Below are 13819 nucleotides of genomic sequence, written 5' to 3'. Positions count from 1 at the left end.
CAATGGAGTTCCCCATGAAGCTTTCTCCGATCCGGCTTGGCACTTCCCTGGCAGCAGTGGTGGCCATCACCCTGCTCTCCGGCAACCCGGCGCTGGCAGCCGAAAAGACCTACAAGATCGGCGCCGCGGTCTACGGCCTCAAGGGCCAGTTCATGCAGAACTGGGTGCGCGAGCTCAAGCAGCATCCAGCGGTCAAGGACGGCACGGTGCAGATCACCGTGTTCGACGGCAACTACGACGCCCTGACCCAGAACAACCAGATCGAGACCATGGTCACCCAGCACTACGACGCGATCATCTTCGTGCCCATCGACACCAAGGCCGGGGTCGGCGCCGTGGCCCGGGCCCGGGAGAACGACATTCCGGTGATCGCCTCCAACACCAAGGTGGCCAGCGCCAGCGTGCCCTACGTCGGCAACGACGACGTCGAGGGCGGGCGCCTGCAGGCCCAGGCCATGGTCGACACGCTCAAGGGCAAGGGCAATGTGGTGATCATCCAGGGCCCGATCGGCCAGTCGGCCCAGATCGACCGCGAAAAAGGCGAGATGGAAGTGCTCAAGCAGCACCCGGACATCAAGGTCATCGAGATGAAGACCGCCAACTGGTCCCGGGCCGAAGCCCTGTCCCTGACCGAAGACTGGCTCAACGCCCACCCCAATGGCGGCATCTCGGGGGTCATCGCGCAGAACGACGACATGGCCCTGGGCGCCCTGCAGGCGATCAAGTCCCGCGGGCTGTCCCCCAGCGACGTGCCGGTGACCTCCATCGACGGCATGCCGGATGCCATCCAGGCAGCGAAAAAAGGCCAACTCACGACTTTCCTGCAGGACGCCCAGGCCCAGTCTCAGGGTGCCCTGGACGTGGCCCTGCGGACCTTGGCCGGTAAGGACTACAAGCCGCGCTCGGTGATCTGGGAGCGCTACGCCAGCAATCTGAAATGGGGTGATGGCAGCGACACGCTGTACATCCTGCCCTGGGTGCCGGTGACCCCGGCCAACGCCGACGCGCTGTACCAGCAGGTCAGCGGCAGCAAATAGCCCCTGCGGTGACCGGCGAGCCTGCTCGCCCGGCACCGGCCACCACCTACAACAAGGAGTCATGACATGTCCGGATTCTGGGACCAGGCCTTCGATCTGAGCGGTCGTTGCGCCGTGATTACCGGTGGCGCCGCCGGCATCGGCCTGGCCTGCGCCAGCCTGCTGGTGGAGCGCGGCGCCCGAGTGGCCCTGCTCGACCGCGACCCGGCGGTGCTGCGCATGGCCGCCAACCTGGGCAGCCAGCACCTGGGGGTGCCGGTGGACCTGCGGGAGCTGGACCAGTTGAACCAGGCAGTGGAGCAAGTGGCCGAGCACTTCGGGCGCCTGGACTTTCTGGTCAACAGCGCCGGCGTGGCATTGCTGGACAAGGCCCTGCAAGTGACCGAAAGCGCCTGGGACACCACCCTCGACATCAACCTCAAGGCCAGCTTCTTCATGGCCCAGGCCTGCGCCCGGCACATGCGAGACCAGGGCGGCGGGCGCATCGTCAACCTTGCCTCCCAGGCGGCGGTGATCGGCCTCGACCGGCACGTCGCCTACTGCGCCAGCAAGGCCGCCGTGGTGGGCATGACCAAGGTCCTGGCCATGGAGTGGGCGGCGGACGGAATCAACGTCAACGCCGTCTCGCCAACCATTGTCGAGACCGCCCTGGGCAAGCAGGCCTGGGCCGGCGAACTGGGGGAGCGGGCCAAATTGCAGATCCCGGTCGGGCGCTTCGCCCAACCCGAGGAAATCGCCGGGCTGGTGCTCTACCTGCTCAGCGACGCCGCCAAGATGATCACCGGCGAGAACGTGGTGATCGACGGCGGCTACAGCATTCAGTAACCCGCAGACATTCCAGCCATTGCGCCGAGGTGCCCGTCTATGTCCAGCCAGCCTGAAACCGCCAGCGCCCATCAGTTGCCGCCCGCCATTCCCGCCACCATGCAGGCGGTGGTCTGCCACGGTCCCGAGGACTACCGCCTGGAACAGGTGCCCGTCCCCATACCGGGGCCCGAGGAGATCCTGACCCAGGTCGAGCTGTGCGGCATCTGCATGGGTGATATCAAGACCTACCGCGGCGCGCCGTCGTTCTGGGGCGACGCCGAGCAGCCGCGCTACGTCAAGCCGCCAATGATCCCCGGCCACGAGTTCGTGTGCCGGGTGGTGGCCCTGGGGCCGGGCGCGGAAAAACGCGGGGTCAAGGTCGGCGACCGGGTGATCTCGGAGCAGATCGTGCCCTGCTGGGGCTGTCGCTTCTGCAACCACGGCCAGTACTGGATGTGCCAGAAACACGACCTGTACGGCTTCCAGAACAACGTCCAGGGGGCCATGGCTCAGTACATGATCTTCACCCGGGAAGGCATCGTGCACAAAGTGCCGGACAGCATTCCAGCGGACGAGGCCATCCTCATCGAACCCCTGGCCTGCTCCCTGCACGCCGCCGACCGCGCCGATGTCGGCTTCGACGACATCGTGGTGGTGGCCGGGGCCGGCACCCTGGGCCTGGGGATCATCGGCGCGGTGCGCATGCGCAACCCCAAGCGCCTGATCGTCCTCGACATGAAGCCCGAGCGCGCCGAACTGGCCCTGCGCATGGGCGCCGACGAGGTCTGGAACCCGGCCGAGGAAGACGTGCTGGCAAAGATCCGCGGCCTCACCGAAGGCTATGGCTGCGACATCTACATCGAAGCCACCGGCCACCACAAGGCGGTCAACCAGGGCCTGGCGATGCTGCGCAAACTGGGGCGCTTCGTCGAGTTCAGCGTGTTCAACGACGAAGCCACGGTGGACTGGTCGATCATCGGCGACCGCAAGGAACTGGACGTGCTCGGCTCGCACCTGGGGCCCTACATGTACCCGCGGGCCATCGACTTCATCGGCCAGCGCAAGATCGACATGCGCGACGTGGTCACCCACACCTTCGCCCTGGCGGACTTCAAGCAGGCCTTCGCGGTGATGGAACGTGGCGATCGCTCCCTCAAGGTGGTACTCAAGCCCTGAGCCGCCCCCACTCACCGCGCCACGGCCAACAACAAGAACACAGGAAAACCGTCATGAATCGAGTGATCAACGACCCGGACCAGGTGGTCGAGGACATGCTGCAAGGCATCCTGCTGGCCCATCCGCATCTGGCACAGTTCGAAGCCAATCCACGGGTCATCGGCAAGCACCAAGCCTCGCCGCAGGGCCAGGTGGGCATCGTCACCGGTGGCGGCTCGGGCCATGAGCCGGCCTTCCTCGGCTATGTGGGGCCAGGCCTGGTGGACGCCGTGGCAGTGGGCGAGATCTTCTCCTCGCCCACCGCCAAGAGCTTCTTCGACGCCTTTCGCGCCGCCGACCGCGGGGCCGGCGTGGCCTGCCTCTATGGCAACTACGCCGGCGATAACATGAATGTCAAACTGGCGATGAAAATGGCCGCCAGCAGGGACTTGCAGGTACGCACGGTGGTGGCCAACGACGACGTGGCGTCAGCACCACGGGAAGAGATCCACAAGCGACGCGGCGTGGCCGGGGAAATTTTCATGTGGAAGGTCGGCGGCGCGGCAGCGGCCCGGGGCTACGACCTCGACGGGGTTATCCGGGTCGCGCAGAAAACAGTCGACCAGTGCCGCTCCATCGGCGTCGGCCTGACCCCCTGCACCATTCCTGCCGTGGGCAAGGCCAACTTCCAGATTGCCGACGGCCAGATGGAACTGGGCATCGGCCACCATGGCGAGCCGGGCATTGAAGTGATCCCCACTGAATCCGCGGCGGCCATGGCCCAGCGCATGCTGGCACCGATCCTGGCCGACCGGGAGTTTGAGCACGACGCGTCGGTGGTGGTCCTGGTTTCAGGCCTCGGCGCCACCCCGGTAATGGAGCTGTACATCTTCTACGCCGAAGTCGAGCGCCTGTTGCGCGCCCAAGGCCTGAACATCCACCGCTGCTACGTCGGCAACTACTTCACCTCCCTGGAGATGATGGGCGTGACCCTGACCCTGCTGGGCCTGGACGCCGAACTGGCAACCCTGATCGACCACCCTTGCCGTTCCATCGGCATGACCCAGGCGGAGTGAGCCATGAACCAGCAGTTTTCCAGCCAGGACGGCAGCGCCATCGTCAGCGATCTGGTGACGGTGATCGTGGCCAACCGCGAGTACCTGAGTGAAGTGGACGGCGCCATCGGCGATGGCGACCACGGGATCAACATGGCCAAGGGCTTCGCCCATTGCGGGCGCGCCCTTGAAGGTCGCGAACTGGGCCTGGCAGAAGCCCTCGACGAACTGACCCTGAGCCTGATGGAAGGCATCGGCGGCTCCATGGGGCCGCTGTACGGCAGCCTGTTCATCGGCATGGCCAACGAGGTGCGCGGCGCCACCCGGATCGACGCCGCGGGTTTCTCCCGCCTGCTGCGGGGCGGCCTGACCTCCTTGCAGGACATCACCGAGGCCGGCGTGGGCGACAAGTGCCTGATGGACACGCTGATTCCGGCGGTGGAGGCCTTCGAGCAGGCCGAAGCTGCCGGAGCCTCGTTCCAGGAGGCCTTGCAACGCATGAAAAGTGCGGCGTCCCAAGGCCGGGACTCGACCCGCGACCTGGTGGCGCGGATCGGTCGGGCCAGCCGCCTTGGGGAGCGCTCCCTGGGGGTACTGGATGCCGGGGCAGTGTCCTGCTGCCTGATTCTCGAGCGCCTGGCGGACTCCATCACCGCGCGCCTTTGATCAGCCCTGCGCGCGCCCTGGCGATCCCGGCTCGGCATGGGTTGGGCCACTGCCGAGCCCGGAAGAGCCGGGCGCTCTGCCAGCCCAGGGCTCCTGCCGGTCGAGCCCAGCCGATGACTGCGGCTACACCTGTTCGGCAATCTCGATCAGGTTCAGGTCCGGGTCCCGCAGGTACACCGAACGGATCGGCCCCGTGGCCCCGGTGCGCGCCACCGGGCCTTCGATGATCGGCCAGTCGACCTGCTGCAGGTGGGCAATCACCTGCTCCAGGGGCACGCTGGCGATAAAGCACAGGTCCAGCGCCCCCGGCACCGGCAGGTGCGCCTTGGGTTCGAACTCATGGCCGCGCACATGCAGGTTGATCTTCTGGTTGCCGTACTTGAACGCCTTGCGTCCGCCGGCAAAAGTCTGCAGTTGCATGCCCAGCACCCGCACGTAGAAATCCTCGGCGGCGACCGGGTCGACGGTGGTCAGTACCAGATGGTCAAGGTGGTCGATCATGGGCGGTTCAGCTCCTGAAGAAAAACGCACAAGGCGAGGATTATGCGCGCCAGTCATCTGCTTGAACACGCCTTCTCAGGCCTTGTTCCGGTACTCGCGCCGGACCTGTTCGATGTAGCGCACCACTGCTGGAGCCTGCTCGAAACGGCGATGGATCAACGACAGCCAGGACGATGCCGAACTGCCGCCGATGGGCCGGTACAGGACATTGGGCAGGCTGACATGGCCCACCACCGACTCGGGAACCACCGCCACCCCCTGCCCTAGGGACACCAGGGCCAGCACCGCCACCAGGCCCCCGGGCTGAGCCCCGAGCTTGGGAGCGTAGGCGCCCTGGGCCGCCACCTGCAGGGTGCCGCTGATCTGCTCGGGCAGAATGAAGGTCTCGTTGAGCAGGTGCTCGGAGGCGATCTGCGGCAGGCGGCACAACCAGGACTCGGCTGACAGCGCCAGGACAAAACCCTCGGCGTCCAGGCGAATGGCCTCGACCCCCTCCGGCAGGGGCATGGGCGAGCGGATGTAGCCAACATCGAGGCGCCCGTCGGCGATGCGCGCCGGCAGTGTCGCCATGGGCATCTCCCGCACATTGAGGCTGACGTCCGGGCAATCGCGGCCAAAGCCCTGCACCTGTTTCTGCAGCAACCCGGAATACACCGCCGAGGCCACGTAGCCCAGCTCGATGTGACCGATCTCGCCGCGCCCGGCGCGCTGCGCGTTGCGCTGGGCAAACTCGAACTGGCGCACCGTCGCCTCGGCCTCCAGCAACAGCGTGGCACCGGCCTCGGTGAGGCTGACCTCGCGCTGCTGGCGCAGGAACAGGCGCGTGCCCAGGGCTTTTTCCATGTCCTGGATCTGCCGGCTCAGGGTCGGCGGGGCGATGCCCAGTTGCTCAGCGGCACGGGTGAAATTGCGCTGCCGGGCCACCGCCAGGAAGTAGCGAAAGTGACGAATTTCCATAAGGCATTAGCTCAAAGGTAATGAACTGCCCGCCAGCAGCTAACAAAGACCCTCAAGGGCCGGGATAAGCTGAGCGGACCTTCACAGTAGAGAGCCACGGCCATGCGCGTCAAACCCCTGTTTCTGGCAATGATCACCTGCTGCAGCCTGCAGACTGCTGTAGCTGGGGAGATTCGACCCGACGTTGCCCACAAGGCAATCCTTACCCTTGACAGTGCCCAGAGCCTGCTGCGAGCAGCCCAGGAAACCGCCAACGCCAAGGGCTGGCCCTGCGCGGTGGTGATCGTCGACGACGGTGGCTGGCCGATTCTCGGCGCACGCATGGACGGCGCCCCGGTGGTAGCCGGGATCGAACTGGCCCAGGGCAAGGCGCGCACTTCAGCGCTGTTCAAGCGCCCCTCGGGGGACCTGGAAAACGCCGTCAATGGCGGCCGCCCCGCCGCCCTCAGCGCCGGCCTGCTGATGATGAAAGGCGCGCAGCCGATCATCGTCGACGGCCAGGTGGTCGGGGCCATCGGGGTCAGTGCCGACACCCCGGCCCACGACGATGAAATCGCCCTGGCGGCCATCGCCACCCTGGCCCAGCGGGTGACCCCATGAGCGCCGTCAACCCGCGCCTGACCCTGCTCACCGCCTCCGGGGTCTGTTCGCTGATCGTCCTGGACACCAATATCGTCGCCGTGGCCCTGCCCAGCATCGCCCGCGACCTGGGGGCCAACTTCGCCGACATCGAATGGGTGGTCAGCGCCTACATGCTGGCCTTCGCCGCGCTGCTGCTGCCGGCCGGCAGCCTGGCCGACCGCTTCGGCCGCAAGCGCGTGCTGCTCTGCGGCCTCGGCCTGTTCATCCTCGCGTCCCTGGGCTGCGGCGCGGCGCCCAACGCCTTGCTGCTGGACATCGCCCGGGCGCTGAAAGGCGTGGGGGCGGCCCTGCTGCTGACCTCGGCCCTGGCCTCCATCGGCCATACCTTCCACGACGAAGTGGAACGGGCCAAGGCCTGGGCCTTCTGGGGTGCCTGCATGGGCATGGCAATGACCGCCGCCCCCACCGTCGGCGGGCTGATCACCGAATACTTCGGCTGGCGCTGGATCTTCTACTTCAACCTGCCGGTGGGCCTGCTGCTGTTATGGAGTGTGCTGCGCAACGTGCCCGAATCCCGCGATACCCAGGCCGCGCGCCTGGACCCCTGGGGCAGCCTGGCCTTCAGTGCCAGCCTGCTGTGCCTGATCTGGGGCCTGATCGAAGCCAACCGCATCGGTTGGAGCCATCCCGCCACCAGCACCCGGCTCCTGGCGGGGATCGCCCTGCTCGGCCTGTTCGTGCTGATCGAACGGGTGCAGCGCCGGCCCATGGTCGACCTGCAACTGTTTCGCCACCCGCGCTTCATCGGAGCCCTGCTGGGCATGTTCGCCTACGCCGGCTGCGCCCAGGTGATGATGACCCTGCTGCCCTTCTACCTGCAGAACGGCCTGGGGTTCTCGGCCATCGCCTCAGGCCTGGGCATGCTGCCCTTTGCCTTGACCATGCTCATCTGCCCGCGGATCGGCGCACGCCTGGCCGGGCGCTATGCCCCGGCCACACTGATGGCCGCCGGCCTGACCCTGGTGGGCTGCGGCAACCTGCTCAGCGCCTGGGCGGTGCAGGCCGGAGGCTACCTGAGCTTCGCCCTGGCCATTGCCGTGACCGGTGCCGGTGCCGGCCTGCTCAATGGCGACACACAGAAAAACATCATGGCCTGCGTGCCCCGGGAGCGTACCGGCATGGCCTCGGGCATGAGCACCACCATGCGTTTCAGCGCCATCATGCTGGCCATCGGCGTGTTCGGCGCGTTGCTCGGCAGCCACACCCAGCAGCGCTTGCAGCAGAATCTTGAAACCCAGGCCGGACAATGGCTGCAACAGGCGCCGGAGATTGCCTCGCGGGTGGTCGCCGGCGACATGCAGGGGGCCCTCGCCGGGCTGCCGCAAAGTGCCCGAGCGTTGATCGAGCCACTGGCCAACCAGGCCTTTGTCGCCGGTTTCGCCCTGGTCCTGACCGTCGCCGGGTTCCTCGCCCTGCTGGGCGCACTGGTGGTCGGCAGCCTGATGCGCAAGCCCCTGCCCCAGGCTCAGGGGCTGGCACTGAAGATCGAATAGATCCATGGAGCAGCCGCCAGGCCGGCATTGGCGACCGCGGCATCGACCGGCGCCTGCTGGCCTGCGGCAACCCCCAGGGTCAGCGACACAGGCAGCGCCATCCGGTCTTCGCCGATGCCTGCAACAACCAGCACCGAATCGCCATACAGGCTCCGGTTGCACTTTCATAACACTGTGCAAATTGCCCAGACCTCTGGCGAGGATTAAGGTGCGCCAGGCTTGCGCTCAATGAGCCGCCCGGCAAACCAGACAATGAGGTCAAATGGTGCAGGATAAAAACATCATCGTAGTGGGCGCGGGCATTGTCGGCGCGTCCATCGCCTATCACCTGGCGAGCCTTGGCGCCCGGGTCACGGTGCTGGAACAGGCTACCCCGGCCGCCGGTGTCAGCAGGCAGTCCTTTGCCTGGATCAACCAGGCCGACGAATCCCCCGACGCCAGCAATGCCCTGCGCCGCCTGGCGCTCACGGACTACCGACGCCTGCAACAGGCACTGCCGCAACTGGCGATCAACTGGAGCGGCGCGCTGTCCCACACCCGGGCCACCCTGGACTCGGAACAGCGCTGCAAGGTCGCGCCCATCGGCTCGGCCCGCTGGCTGACCCGCGCGCAAATCAGCCAGCTAGAGCCCAACCTCAACTCGCCAGCGCAGCGGGCCCGCTACGCCCGGGACGAAGGCAGCCTGGATCCGGTCGCCGCCATTCGCACCCTGCTCGACGCCGCCTGTGCCCACGGCGCCCAGGTGCTCGAACACACCCCGGTGCTGGGCCTGGAGGTCGAAGGCCAGCAGGTCGTCGGGATACGCACCGCCAACGCAGTGCTGCGCGCCGACTGCGTGGTGCTCGCCGCCGGTTGTGCCAGCCCGCTCCTGCTGGCGCCCCTGGGCATCAACCTGCCAGTGCAGGCCTCGCCCTCGATCCTGCTGCGCTTCGATGCACCGCCAGGGCTGGTCAAGACCCTGGTCTCCAACGATCAGCTGGAGGTCCGCGAGGACAGCGACGGTGGCTTGCTGGCAGCCGAAGACTACCTTGACGCGGACGGCCCCAGGGGCCCACAGGCCATTGCGCAGCAGGCCCTGCAAGTGCTCCGCTCAGCGCTGCGCGGAGCCGAGGCCATCAGCCTGCGCAGCGTGGAGGTCGGCCAGCGGCCGATGCCCGTGGACCGCCTGCCGATCATCGGCCACTGTCCCGGGCAGCAGGGCCTGTACCTGGCCGTGATGCACGCTGGGGTAACCCTGGCCGCCAGCGTCGGACGCCTGGTCAGCGAGGAAGTGGTCCATGGCCAGCGCTGTGTCGAACTCGATGCCTGCCGCCCCGAACGGTTCACCTGAAGCCTGGCAGCGCCCCATCCACCCGCGCCCCGGCACGCAACACCCTGGCTCAGGCCTTTGGCGCTCAGCCGCGCCGCGCCAGCCCGCGCCACGCCGCCGTTCACTGCCTGCGACAAGCGCGCCAGTGAACCGGCGGAATCATCTGCCCCCGCCTGTTGTCCTCTGTTGATCGCAACGATTTCTTACTCGAACGGTTGGAGAACTCCATGGCGAACATCACGATTGCCCAGCAATTGGCGACCACCCTTGAGCAAGCCGGGGTCAAGCGCATCTGGGGGCTGACCGGCGACAGCCTCAACGGCCTCACCGATGCCCTGCACAACATGCAAAGCATCCAGTGGATGCACGTGCGCCACGAAGAAGTGGCGGCCTTCGCCGCCGGCGCCGAAGCGGCGCTCACCGGGCAACTGGCGGTGTGCGCCGGCAGTTGCGGGCCGGGCAACCTGCACCTGATCAATGGCCTGTTCGACTGCCACCGCAACCATGTGCCGGTGCTGGCGATTGCCGCGCAGATCCCGTCGTCGGAAATCGGCCTCAACTATTTCCAGGAAACCCACCCCCAAGAGCTGTTCAAGGAGTGCAGCCACTTTGTCGAACTGGTGAGCAACCCGGCGCAGATGCCCGAAGTGCTGCACCGGGCCATGCGCAGCGCGATCCTCAATCGTGGCGTGGCAGTGGTGGTGATCCCCGGCGACGTGGCCTTGCAACAGCTGCCCGCCGCCAGCAAACCCTGGCCGGCGCTGCAGGCGCCGCGCACCCTGCCCGCCCCCCATGACCTCGACCGGCTGGTGGAGTTGCTGAGCCAGAGCAAGGCCGTGACCCTGCTGTGCGGCAGTGGTTGCGCCGGCGCCCACGACCAGGTGGTGGCCCTGGCCGAGGCCCTCGGTGCACCGGTGGTGCATGCTCTGCGGGGCAAGGAGCACGTGGAATGGGACAACCCGTTCGACGTCGGCATGACCGGGCTGATCGGCTTCAGCTCGGGTTACCACGCCATGCTCAACTGCGACACCCTGGTGATGCTCGGTACCGACTTTCCCTATCGCCAGTTCTACCCCGGCGACGCCACCGTGGTGCAGATCGACCATGATCCCCAGGCCCTCGGGCGGCGGGTCGGCCTGGACCTGGGCATCGTTGCCGACGTCAGCGAAACCCTTGCGGCGCTGCTGCCGCGCCTGCCCTACAAGGGTGATCGCAGCTTTCTAGAGCAGTCCCTCAAGCACTACGCCAAGGCGCGCCAGGGCCTGGACGACCTGGCCCAGCCCTCCGCTGCCGACCGGCCGATCCACCCGCAATACCTGACCCGCCTGCTCAGCGAACTGGCGGACGACGATGCGATCTTCTGCGCTGACGTCGGCACCCCCACGGTCTGGGCCGCGCGCTACCTGAAGATGAATGGCCGCCGGCGCTTGCTGGGTTCCTTCAACCACGGTTCCATGGCCAACGCCATGCCCCAGGCCATGGGCGCCCAGGCAACGTACCCGGATCGCCAGGTCATCTCACTGTCCGGCGACGGCGGCTTCAGCATGTTGATGGGCGATTTCATTTCCCTGGCCCAGCTCAAGCTGCCGGTCAAGATCATCGTCTACGACAACGCCTCCCTGGGGTTCGTCGCCATGGAGATGAAATCCGCCGGCTACCTGGACACCGGCACCGACCTGCACAACCCGGACTTCGCCGCCATGGCCAACGCCATGGGCATCCTCGGCCTGCGGGTGGAAAAATCCGAGGAACTGGAAGGCGCCCTGCGCACAGCCCTGGCCCATGACGGCCCGGTGCTGGTGGACGTGCTCACCGCCAAGCAGGAACTGGCCATGCCTCCGGCGATCAAGCTGGAACAGGCCAAGGGCTTCAGCCTGTACATGCTCAAGGCAGTGATGAGTGGACGGGGCGACGAGGTGATCGAACTGGCCAAGACCAACTGGCTCAAGGGCAAGCTGTTCAGCTAGGGCCAGGCGCGGCCCGCCAGCCAGGCTGCGAGCACCCGCTCGCAGCACTGCCTAGGGCAGAGGGTAACTGCCCGGCAACAGGATGCGGTGATCCAGGTGCTGCACATCGGTGTAACCGCACAGCGCCAGGGTCAGGTCCATTTCTCTGGCGATGATCTCCAGAGCCTTGGCCACCCCGGCCTCGCCCATTGCTCCCAGGCCATACAGATGCGCGCGCCCGAGCATGACCCCTTGGGCCCCCAACGCCAGGGACTTGATCACGTCCTGCCCGCTGCGGATACCGCTGTCGAGCCAGACTTCGAGCCGATCACCGACCGCTTCGACGATCGCCGGCAGCATGCTGATGCTGGAAGGAGCGCCGTCCAGCTGACGGCCGCCATGGTTGCTGACGATCAGCGCATCGGCGCCGCTGGCCAACGCCAGGCGCGCGTCCTCGACATCCAGGATGCCCTTGAGAATCAGCGTGCCGCCCCAGCGCTCCTTGATCCATTGAATGTCGTCCCAGCTCAGGCGCGGATCGAACTGTTGGTAAGTCCACTCAGCCAGTTGCTGCATGTCATCAACACCTTTGACATGCCCCATGATGTTGCCGAAATGGTGCCGGCGCGTGCCCAGCATCCCTTTGATCCAGCGTGGCTTGCAAAGGATGTTCAACAAGCTGGAGGGGGTCAGTCGCGGTGGAATGCTGAGGCCGTTTTTCAGGTCCTTGTGGCGCTGGCCGCTCAACTGCAGATCAAGGGTCAGGACCAGGGCATCACAACCGGCGGCCTTGGCCCGGTCGATCAGGCTGGCGACGAACCCACGGTCGCGCATGACATAGAGCTGGAACCAGAACGGCGCGGCAATGGCTTCGGCGATGTCCTCCAGGGAGCAGATGCTCACCGTCGACAAGGTGTAGCGAATGCCCGCGGCGGTAGCGGCGCGAGCGGCAAGAACTTCGCCGTCGGCGCAGATCATTCCGGCCAGGCCAGTGGGCGCGATGGCCAGCGGCATGGCCATGTCGATGCCCAGTCGCCGGGTGTTGAGCGAGCGATGCTCGATGTTGCGTGCGACCCGCTGGCGCAGCTTGATCGCGCTGAAGTCGGCCTGGTTGGCCTGGTAGGTGCTTTCGGTCCAGGAGCCGCCATCGACATAGTCATAGAACATTCGCGGCACCCGCCGCCGAGCCATTGCACGCAGGTCTTCGATACAGGTGATGATGGGCATTGGCCCGCTCCCGATTGAGGTTCAGCGCGAGATTAACGGCCCGCCCGAGGCGTTACCGGGAAAAGATTTCGCACTTATCGGGCGTAACTTTCCTACAGCGAATGCTGCAAGCGTGCCTCCGCCTCAAGCACAGTTTCATGGCAGACCCGGGTCAACCAGGCGCTGAAGGCTGCTGCCGCCGGCGATGGCTGCCGAACCCGCAGTTGATAGTGAAAGGAGGGCTCGCTGCGTACCTTGCCAATCGCCACCAGTTGCCCATCGGCCAGCCACGCCTGTGCCAGTGAGGGCCGCGCCAGGACCACGCCCTGAGCCTTGGCCGCGGCCTCAAGCATCATGCCCAAGTCCAGCAGGGCCGGCCCCTGCCTTGGTTCGAGGAGCTCCAGGCCAGCCTGCATGAACCAGGGCCGCCAGGGCTCCAGGGGAGAACGCAATAAGGGTAAGCGGGCGAAATCCCGCACCGGGTCCAGGTCCGGGAAACGCGCCAGCAAGGCCGGCGCAGCCATGGGCTGCAGTTGCTCGTCGAGCAGCCGCTGGCCTGGCGCGACCTCGGCGCTGTCGCCACTGATCAGCACATCGCAAGCACTGCCATCGACACTGCCCATGGGCGCACTGAGCTGGATCTGCAGGTCGACGTCGGGGCAGGCCAGGCTGTGCTCCTGCAGCCGCGGGATGAGGACCTGGCGGGCGAAGGTCGGCGGGCAGCTGACCATCAGGTGCTGCTTGCGCTGCACGGGCCGCTGATGCCCGGGGATCGCCAGCAACTGCGCGAGGATCGGGCTGATCTGCTCCAGGTAGACCTGCCCCTGCACCGTCAGCATCAAGGTGCCACCCTGGCGTTCGAACAACGACACGCCCAGCAGTTGTTCCAGGCCCGCAATGCGCTTGCGCAAGGCGCTGCCGGTGAGCGACAGGGCATCGGCCGCGCGTTCGAAACTCTGCAACTGCGCGCCCGCCTGGAAGGCCAGCAGTGCATCCAGGGAAGGCAGGCGATAGTCAGTGAAATTGTTCATGGCTGGGCTCCTGA

14 protein-coding genes are annotated in these 13819 nt (G+C 66.6%); 9 read left to right on the top strand and 5 right to left on the bottom strand.

Annotation, left to right across the window (positions count from 1 at the left end; translation table 11 throughout):
• Positions 1-29: 29 nt before the first annotated feature.
• From U873_RS0119060 to dhaL, 5 genes are all read left to right on the top strand, one after another.
• The gene (locus U873_RS0119060; RefSeq protein WP_025129755.1) at positions 30-1037 is read left to right on the top strand and encodes a substrate-binding domain-containing protein; all 1008 of its coding nucleotides are present in this window, start codon (positions 30-32) and stop codon (positions 1035-1037) included.
• A gap of 66 nt (positions 1038-1103) precedes the next feature.
• A complete protein-coding gene (locus U873_RS0119055) occupies positions 1104-1862 on the top strand; it encodes an SDR family oxidoreductase (RefSeq protein WP_025129754.1) in 759 nt (252 codons plus the stop codon).
• Positions 1863-1901: 39 nt separating this feature from the next.
• Positions 1902-3020, top strand: coding sequence for a zinc-binding dehydrogenase (locus tag U873_RS0119050; protein ID WP_025129753.1), 1119 nt, complete (start codon positions 1902-1904; stop codon positions 3018-3020).
• Between the two features lie 53 nt (positions 3021-3073).
• Positions 3074-4075, top strand: a complete 1002-nt coding sequence (locus tag U873_RS0119045; RefSeq protein ID WP_025129752.1) for a dihydroxyacetone kinase subunit DhaK — start codon at positions 3074-3076, stop codon at positions 4073-4075.
• Positions 4076-4078: 3 nt separating this feature from the next.
• Entirely contained in the window at positions 4079-4720 is a 642-nt protein-coding gene (gene dhaL / locus U873_RS0119040) for a dihydroxyacetone kinase subunit DhaL (protein WP_025129751.1), read from the top strand.
• Positions 4721-4843: 123 nt separating this feature from the next.
• Here the strand turns inward: dhaL and U873_RS0119035 are convergent, their stop codons facing one another.
• Together U873_RS0119035 and U873_RS0119030 are read right to left on the bottom strand one after the other, a co-directional pair.
• On the bottom strand, positions 4844-5221 hold the full coding sequence (locus tag U873_RS0119035; protein ID WP_025129750.1) for a VOC family protein: 378 nt from the start codon (positions 5219-5221) through the stop codon (positions 4844-4846).
• 75 nt (positions 5222-5296) lie between these two features.
• On the bottom strand, positions 5297-6178 hold the full coding sequence (locus tag U873_RS0119030) for a LysR family transcriptional regulator (RefSeq protein ID WP_025129749.1): 882 nt from the start codon (positions 6176-6178) through the stop codon (positions 5297-5299).
• Positions 6179-6280: 102 nt separating this feature from the next.
• Here U873_RS0119030 and U873_RS0119025 point away from each other — a divergent pair, with 102 nt between their 5' ends.
• Positions 6281-6778: a heme-binding protein gene (locus tag U873_RS0119025; protein WP_025129748.1), complete on the top strand. Its 498-nt coding sequence runs from the start codon at positions 6281-6283 to the stop codon at positions 6776-6778.
• Entirely contained in the window at positions 6775-8313 is a 1539-nt protein-coding gene (locus U873_RS0119020) for an MFS transporter (protein ID WP_025129747.1), read from the top strand. The genes U873_RS0119025 and U873_RS0119020 overlap by 4 nt, the downstream gene beginning before the upstream one ends.
• On the opposite strand, the gene U873_RS36725 is transcribed toward U873_RS0119020, so the two are convergent.
• Positions 8286-8447: a hypothetical protein gene (locus U873_RS36725; RefSeq protein ID WP_157838105.1), complete on the bottom strand. Its 162-nt coding sequence runs from the start codon at positions 8445-8447 to the stop codon at positions 8286-8288. The two genes, U873_RS0119020 and U873_RS36725, sit on opposite strands and share 28 nt — an antisense overlap.
• 128 nt (positions 8448-8575) lie before the next feature.
• On the opposite strand from U873_RS36725, the gene U873_RS0119010 reads away from it, so the two are divergent.
• Entirely contained in the window at positions 8576-9643 is a 1068-nt protein-coding gene (locus U873_RS0119010; RefSeq protein ID WP_025129746.1) for an FAD-binding oxidoreductase, read from the top strand.
• A 206-nt stretch (positions 9644-9849) separates the two neighbouring features.
• The gene (poxB, locus tag U873_RS0119005; RefSeq protein WP_043274597.1) at positions 9850-11589 is read left to right on the top strand and encodes a ubiquinone-dependent pyruvate dehydrogenase; all 1740 of its coding nucleotides are present in this window, start codon (positions 9850-9852) and stop codon (positions 11587-11589) included.
• Between the two features lie 51 nt (positions 11590-11640).
• On the opposite strand, the gene U873_RS0119000 is transcribed toward poxB, so the two are convergent.
• Both U873_RS0119000 and U873_RS0118995 read right to left on the bottom strand, forming a co-directional pair.
• Entirely contained in the window at positions 11641-12795 is a 1155-nt protein-coding gene (locus U873_RS0119000) for an alpha-hydroxy acid oxidase (protein WP_025129744.1), read from the bottom strand.
• A 92-nt stretch (positions 12796-12887) separates the two neighbouring features.
• Positions 12888-13805, bottom strand: a complete 918-nt coding sequence (locus U873_RS0118995; protein ID WP_025129743.1) for a LysR substrate-binding domain-containing protein — start codon at positions 13803-13805, stop codon at positions 12888-12890.
• Positions 13806-13819: the final 14 nt, after the last annotated feature.

The organism is Pseudomonas sp. PH1b, assembly GCF_000633395.1.
Taxonomy (GTDB): domain Bacteria; phylum Pseudomonadota; class Gammaproteobacteria; order Pseudomonadales; family Pseudomonadaceae; genus Aquipseudomonas.
Note: the sequence above shows the minus strand (reverse complement) of the source record. Positions and strands in the feature narration are given on the sequence as shown.

Excerpts from the sequence above, each read along its gene's own strand:
- dhaL (WP_025129751.1), top strand. The coding sequence starts at position 4,079 with ATGAACCAGCAGTTTTCCAGCCAGGACGGCAGCGCCATCGTCAGCGAT.
- U873_RS0119025 (WP_025129748.1), top strand. The coding sequence starts at position 6,281 with ATGCGCGTCAAACCCCTGTTTCTGGCAATGATCACCTGCTGCAGCCTG.
- U873_RS0119050 (WP_025129753.1), top strand. The coding sequence starts at position 1,902 with ATGTCCAGCCAGCCTGAAACCGCCAGCGCCCATCAGTTGCCGCCCGCC.
- U873_RS0119035 (WP_025129750.1), bottom strand. The coding sequence starts at position 5,221 with ATGATCGACCACCTTGACCATCTGGTACTGACCACCGTCGACCCGGTC.
- poxB (WP_043274597.1), top strand. The coding sequence starts at position 9,850 with ATGGCGAACATCACGATTGCCCAGCAATTGGCGACCACCCTTGAGCAA.
- U873_RS0119020 (WP_025129747.1), top strand. The coding sequence starts at position 6,775 with ATGAGCGCCGTCAACCCGCGCCTGACCCTGCTCACCGCCTCCGGGGTC.
- U873_RS0119045 (WP_025129752.1), top strand. The coding sequence starts at position 3,074 with ATGAATCGAGTGATCAACGACCCGGACCAGGTGGTCGAGGACATGCTG.
- U873_RS0119030 (WP_025129749.1), bottom strand. The coding sequence starts at position 6,178 with ATGGAAATTCGTCACTTTCGCTACTTCCTGGCGGTGGCCCGGCAGCGC.
- U873_RS0118995 (WP_025129743.1), bottom strand. The coding sequence starts at position 13,805 with ATGAACAATTTCACTGACTATCGCCTGCCTTCCCTGGATGCACTGCTG.
- U873_RS0119000 (WP_025129744.1), bottom strand. The coding sequence starts at position 12,795 with ATGCCCATCATCACCTGTATCGAAGACCTGCGTGCAATGGCTCGGCGG.
- U873_RS0119010 (WP_025129746.1), top strand. The coding sequence starts at position 8,576 with ATGGTGCAGGATAAAAACATCATCGTAGTGGGCGCGGGCATTGTCGGC.
- U873_RS0119055 (WP_025129754.1), top strand. The coding sequence starts at position 1,104 with ATGTCCGGATTCTGGGACCAGGCCTTCGATCTGAGCGGTCGTTGCGCC.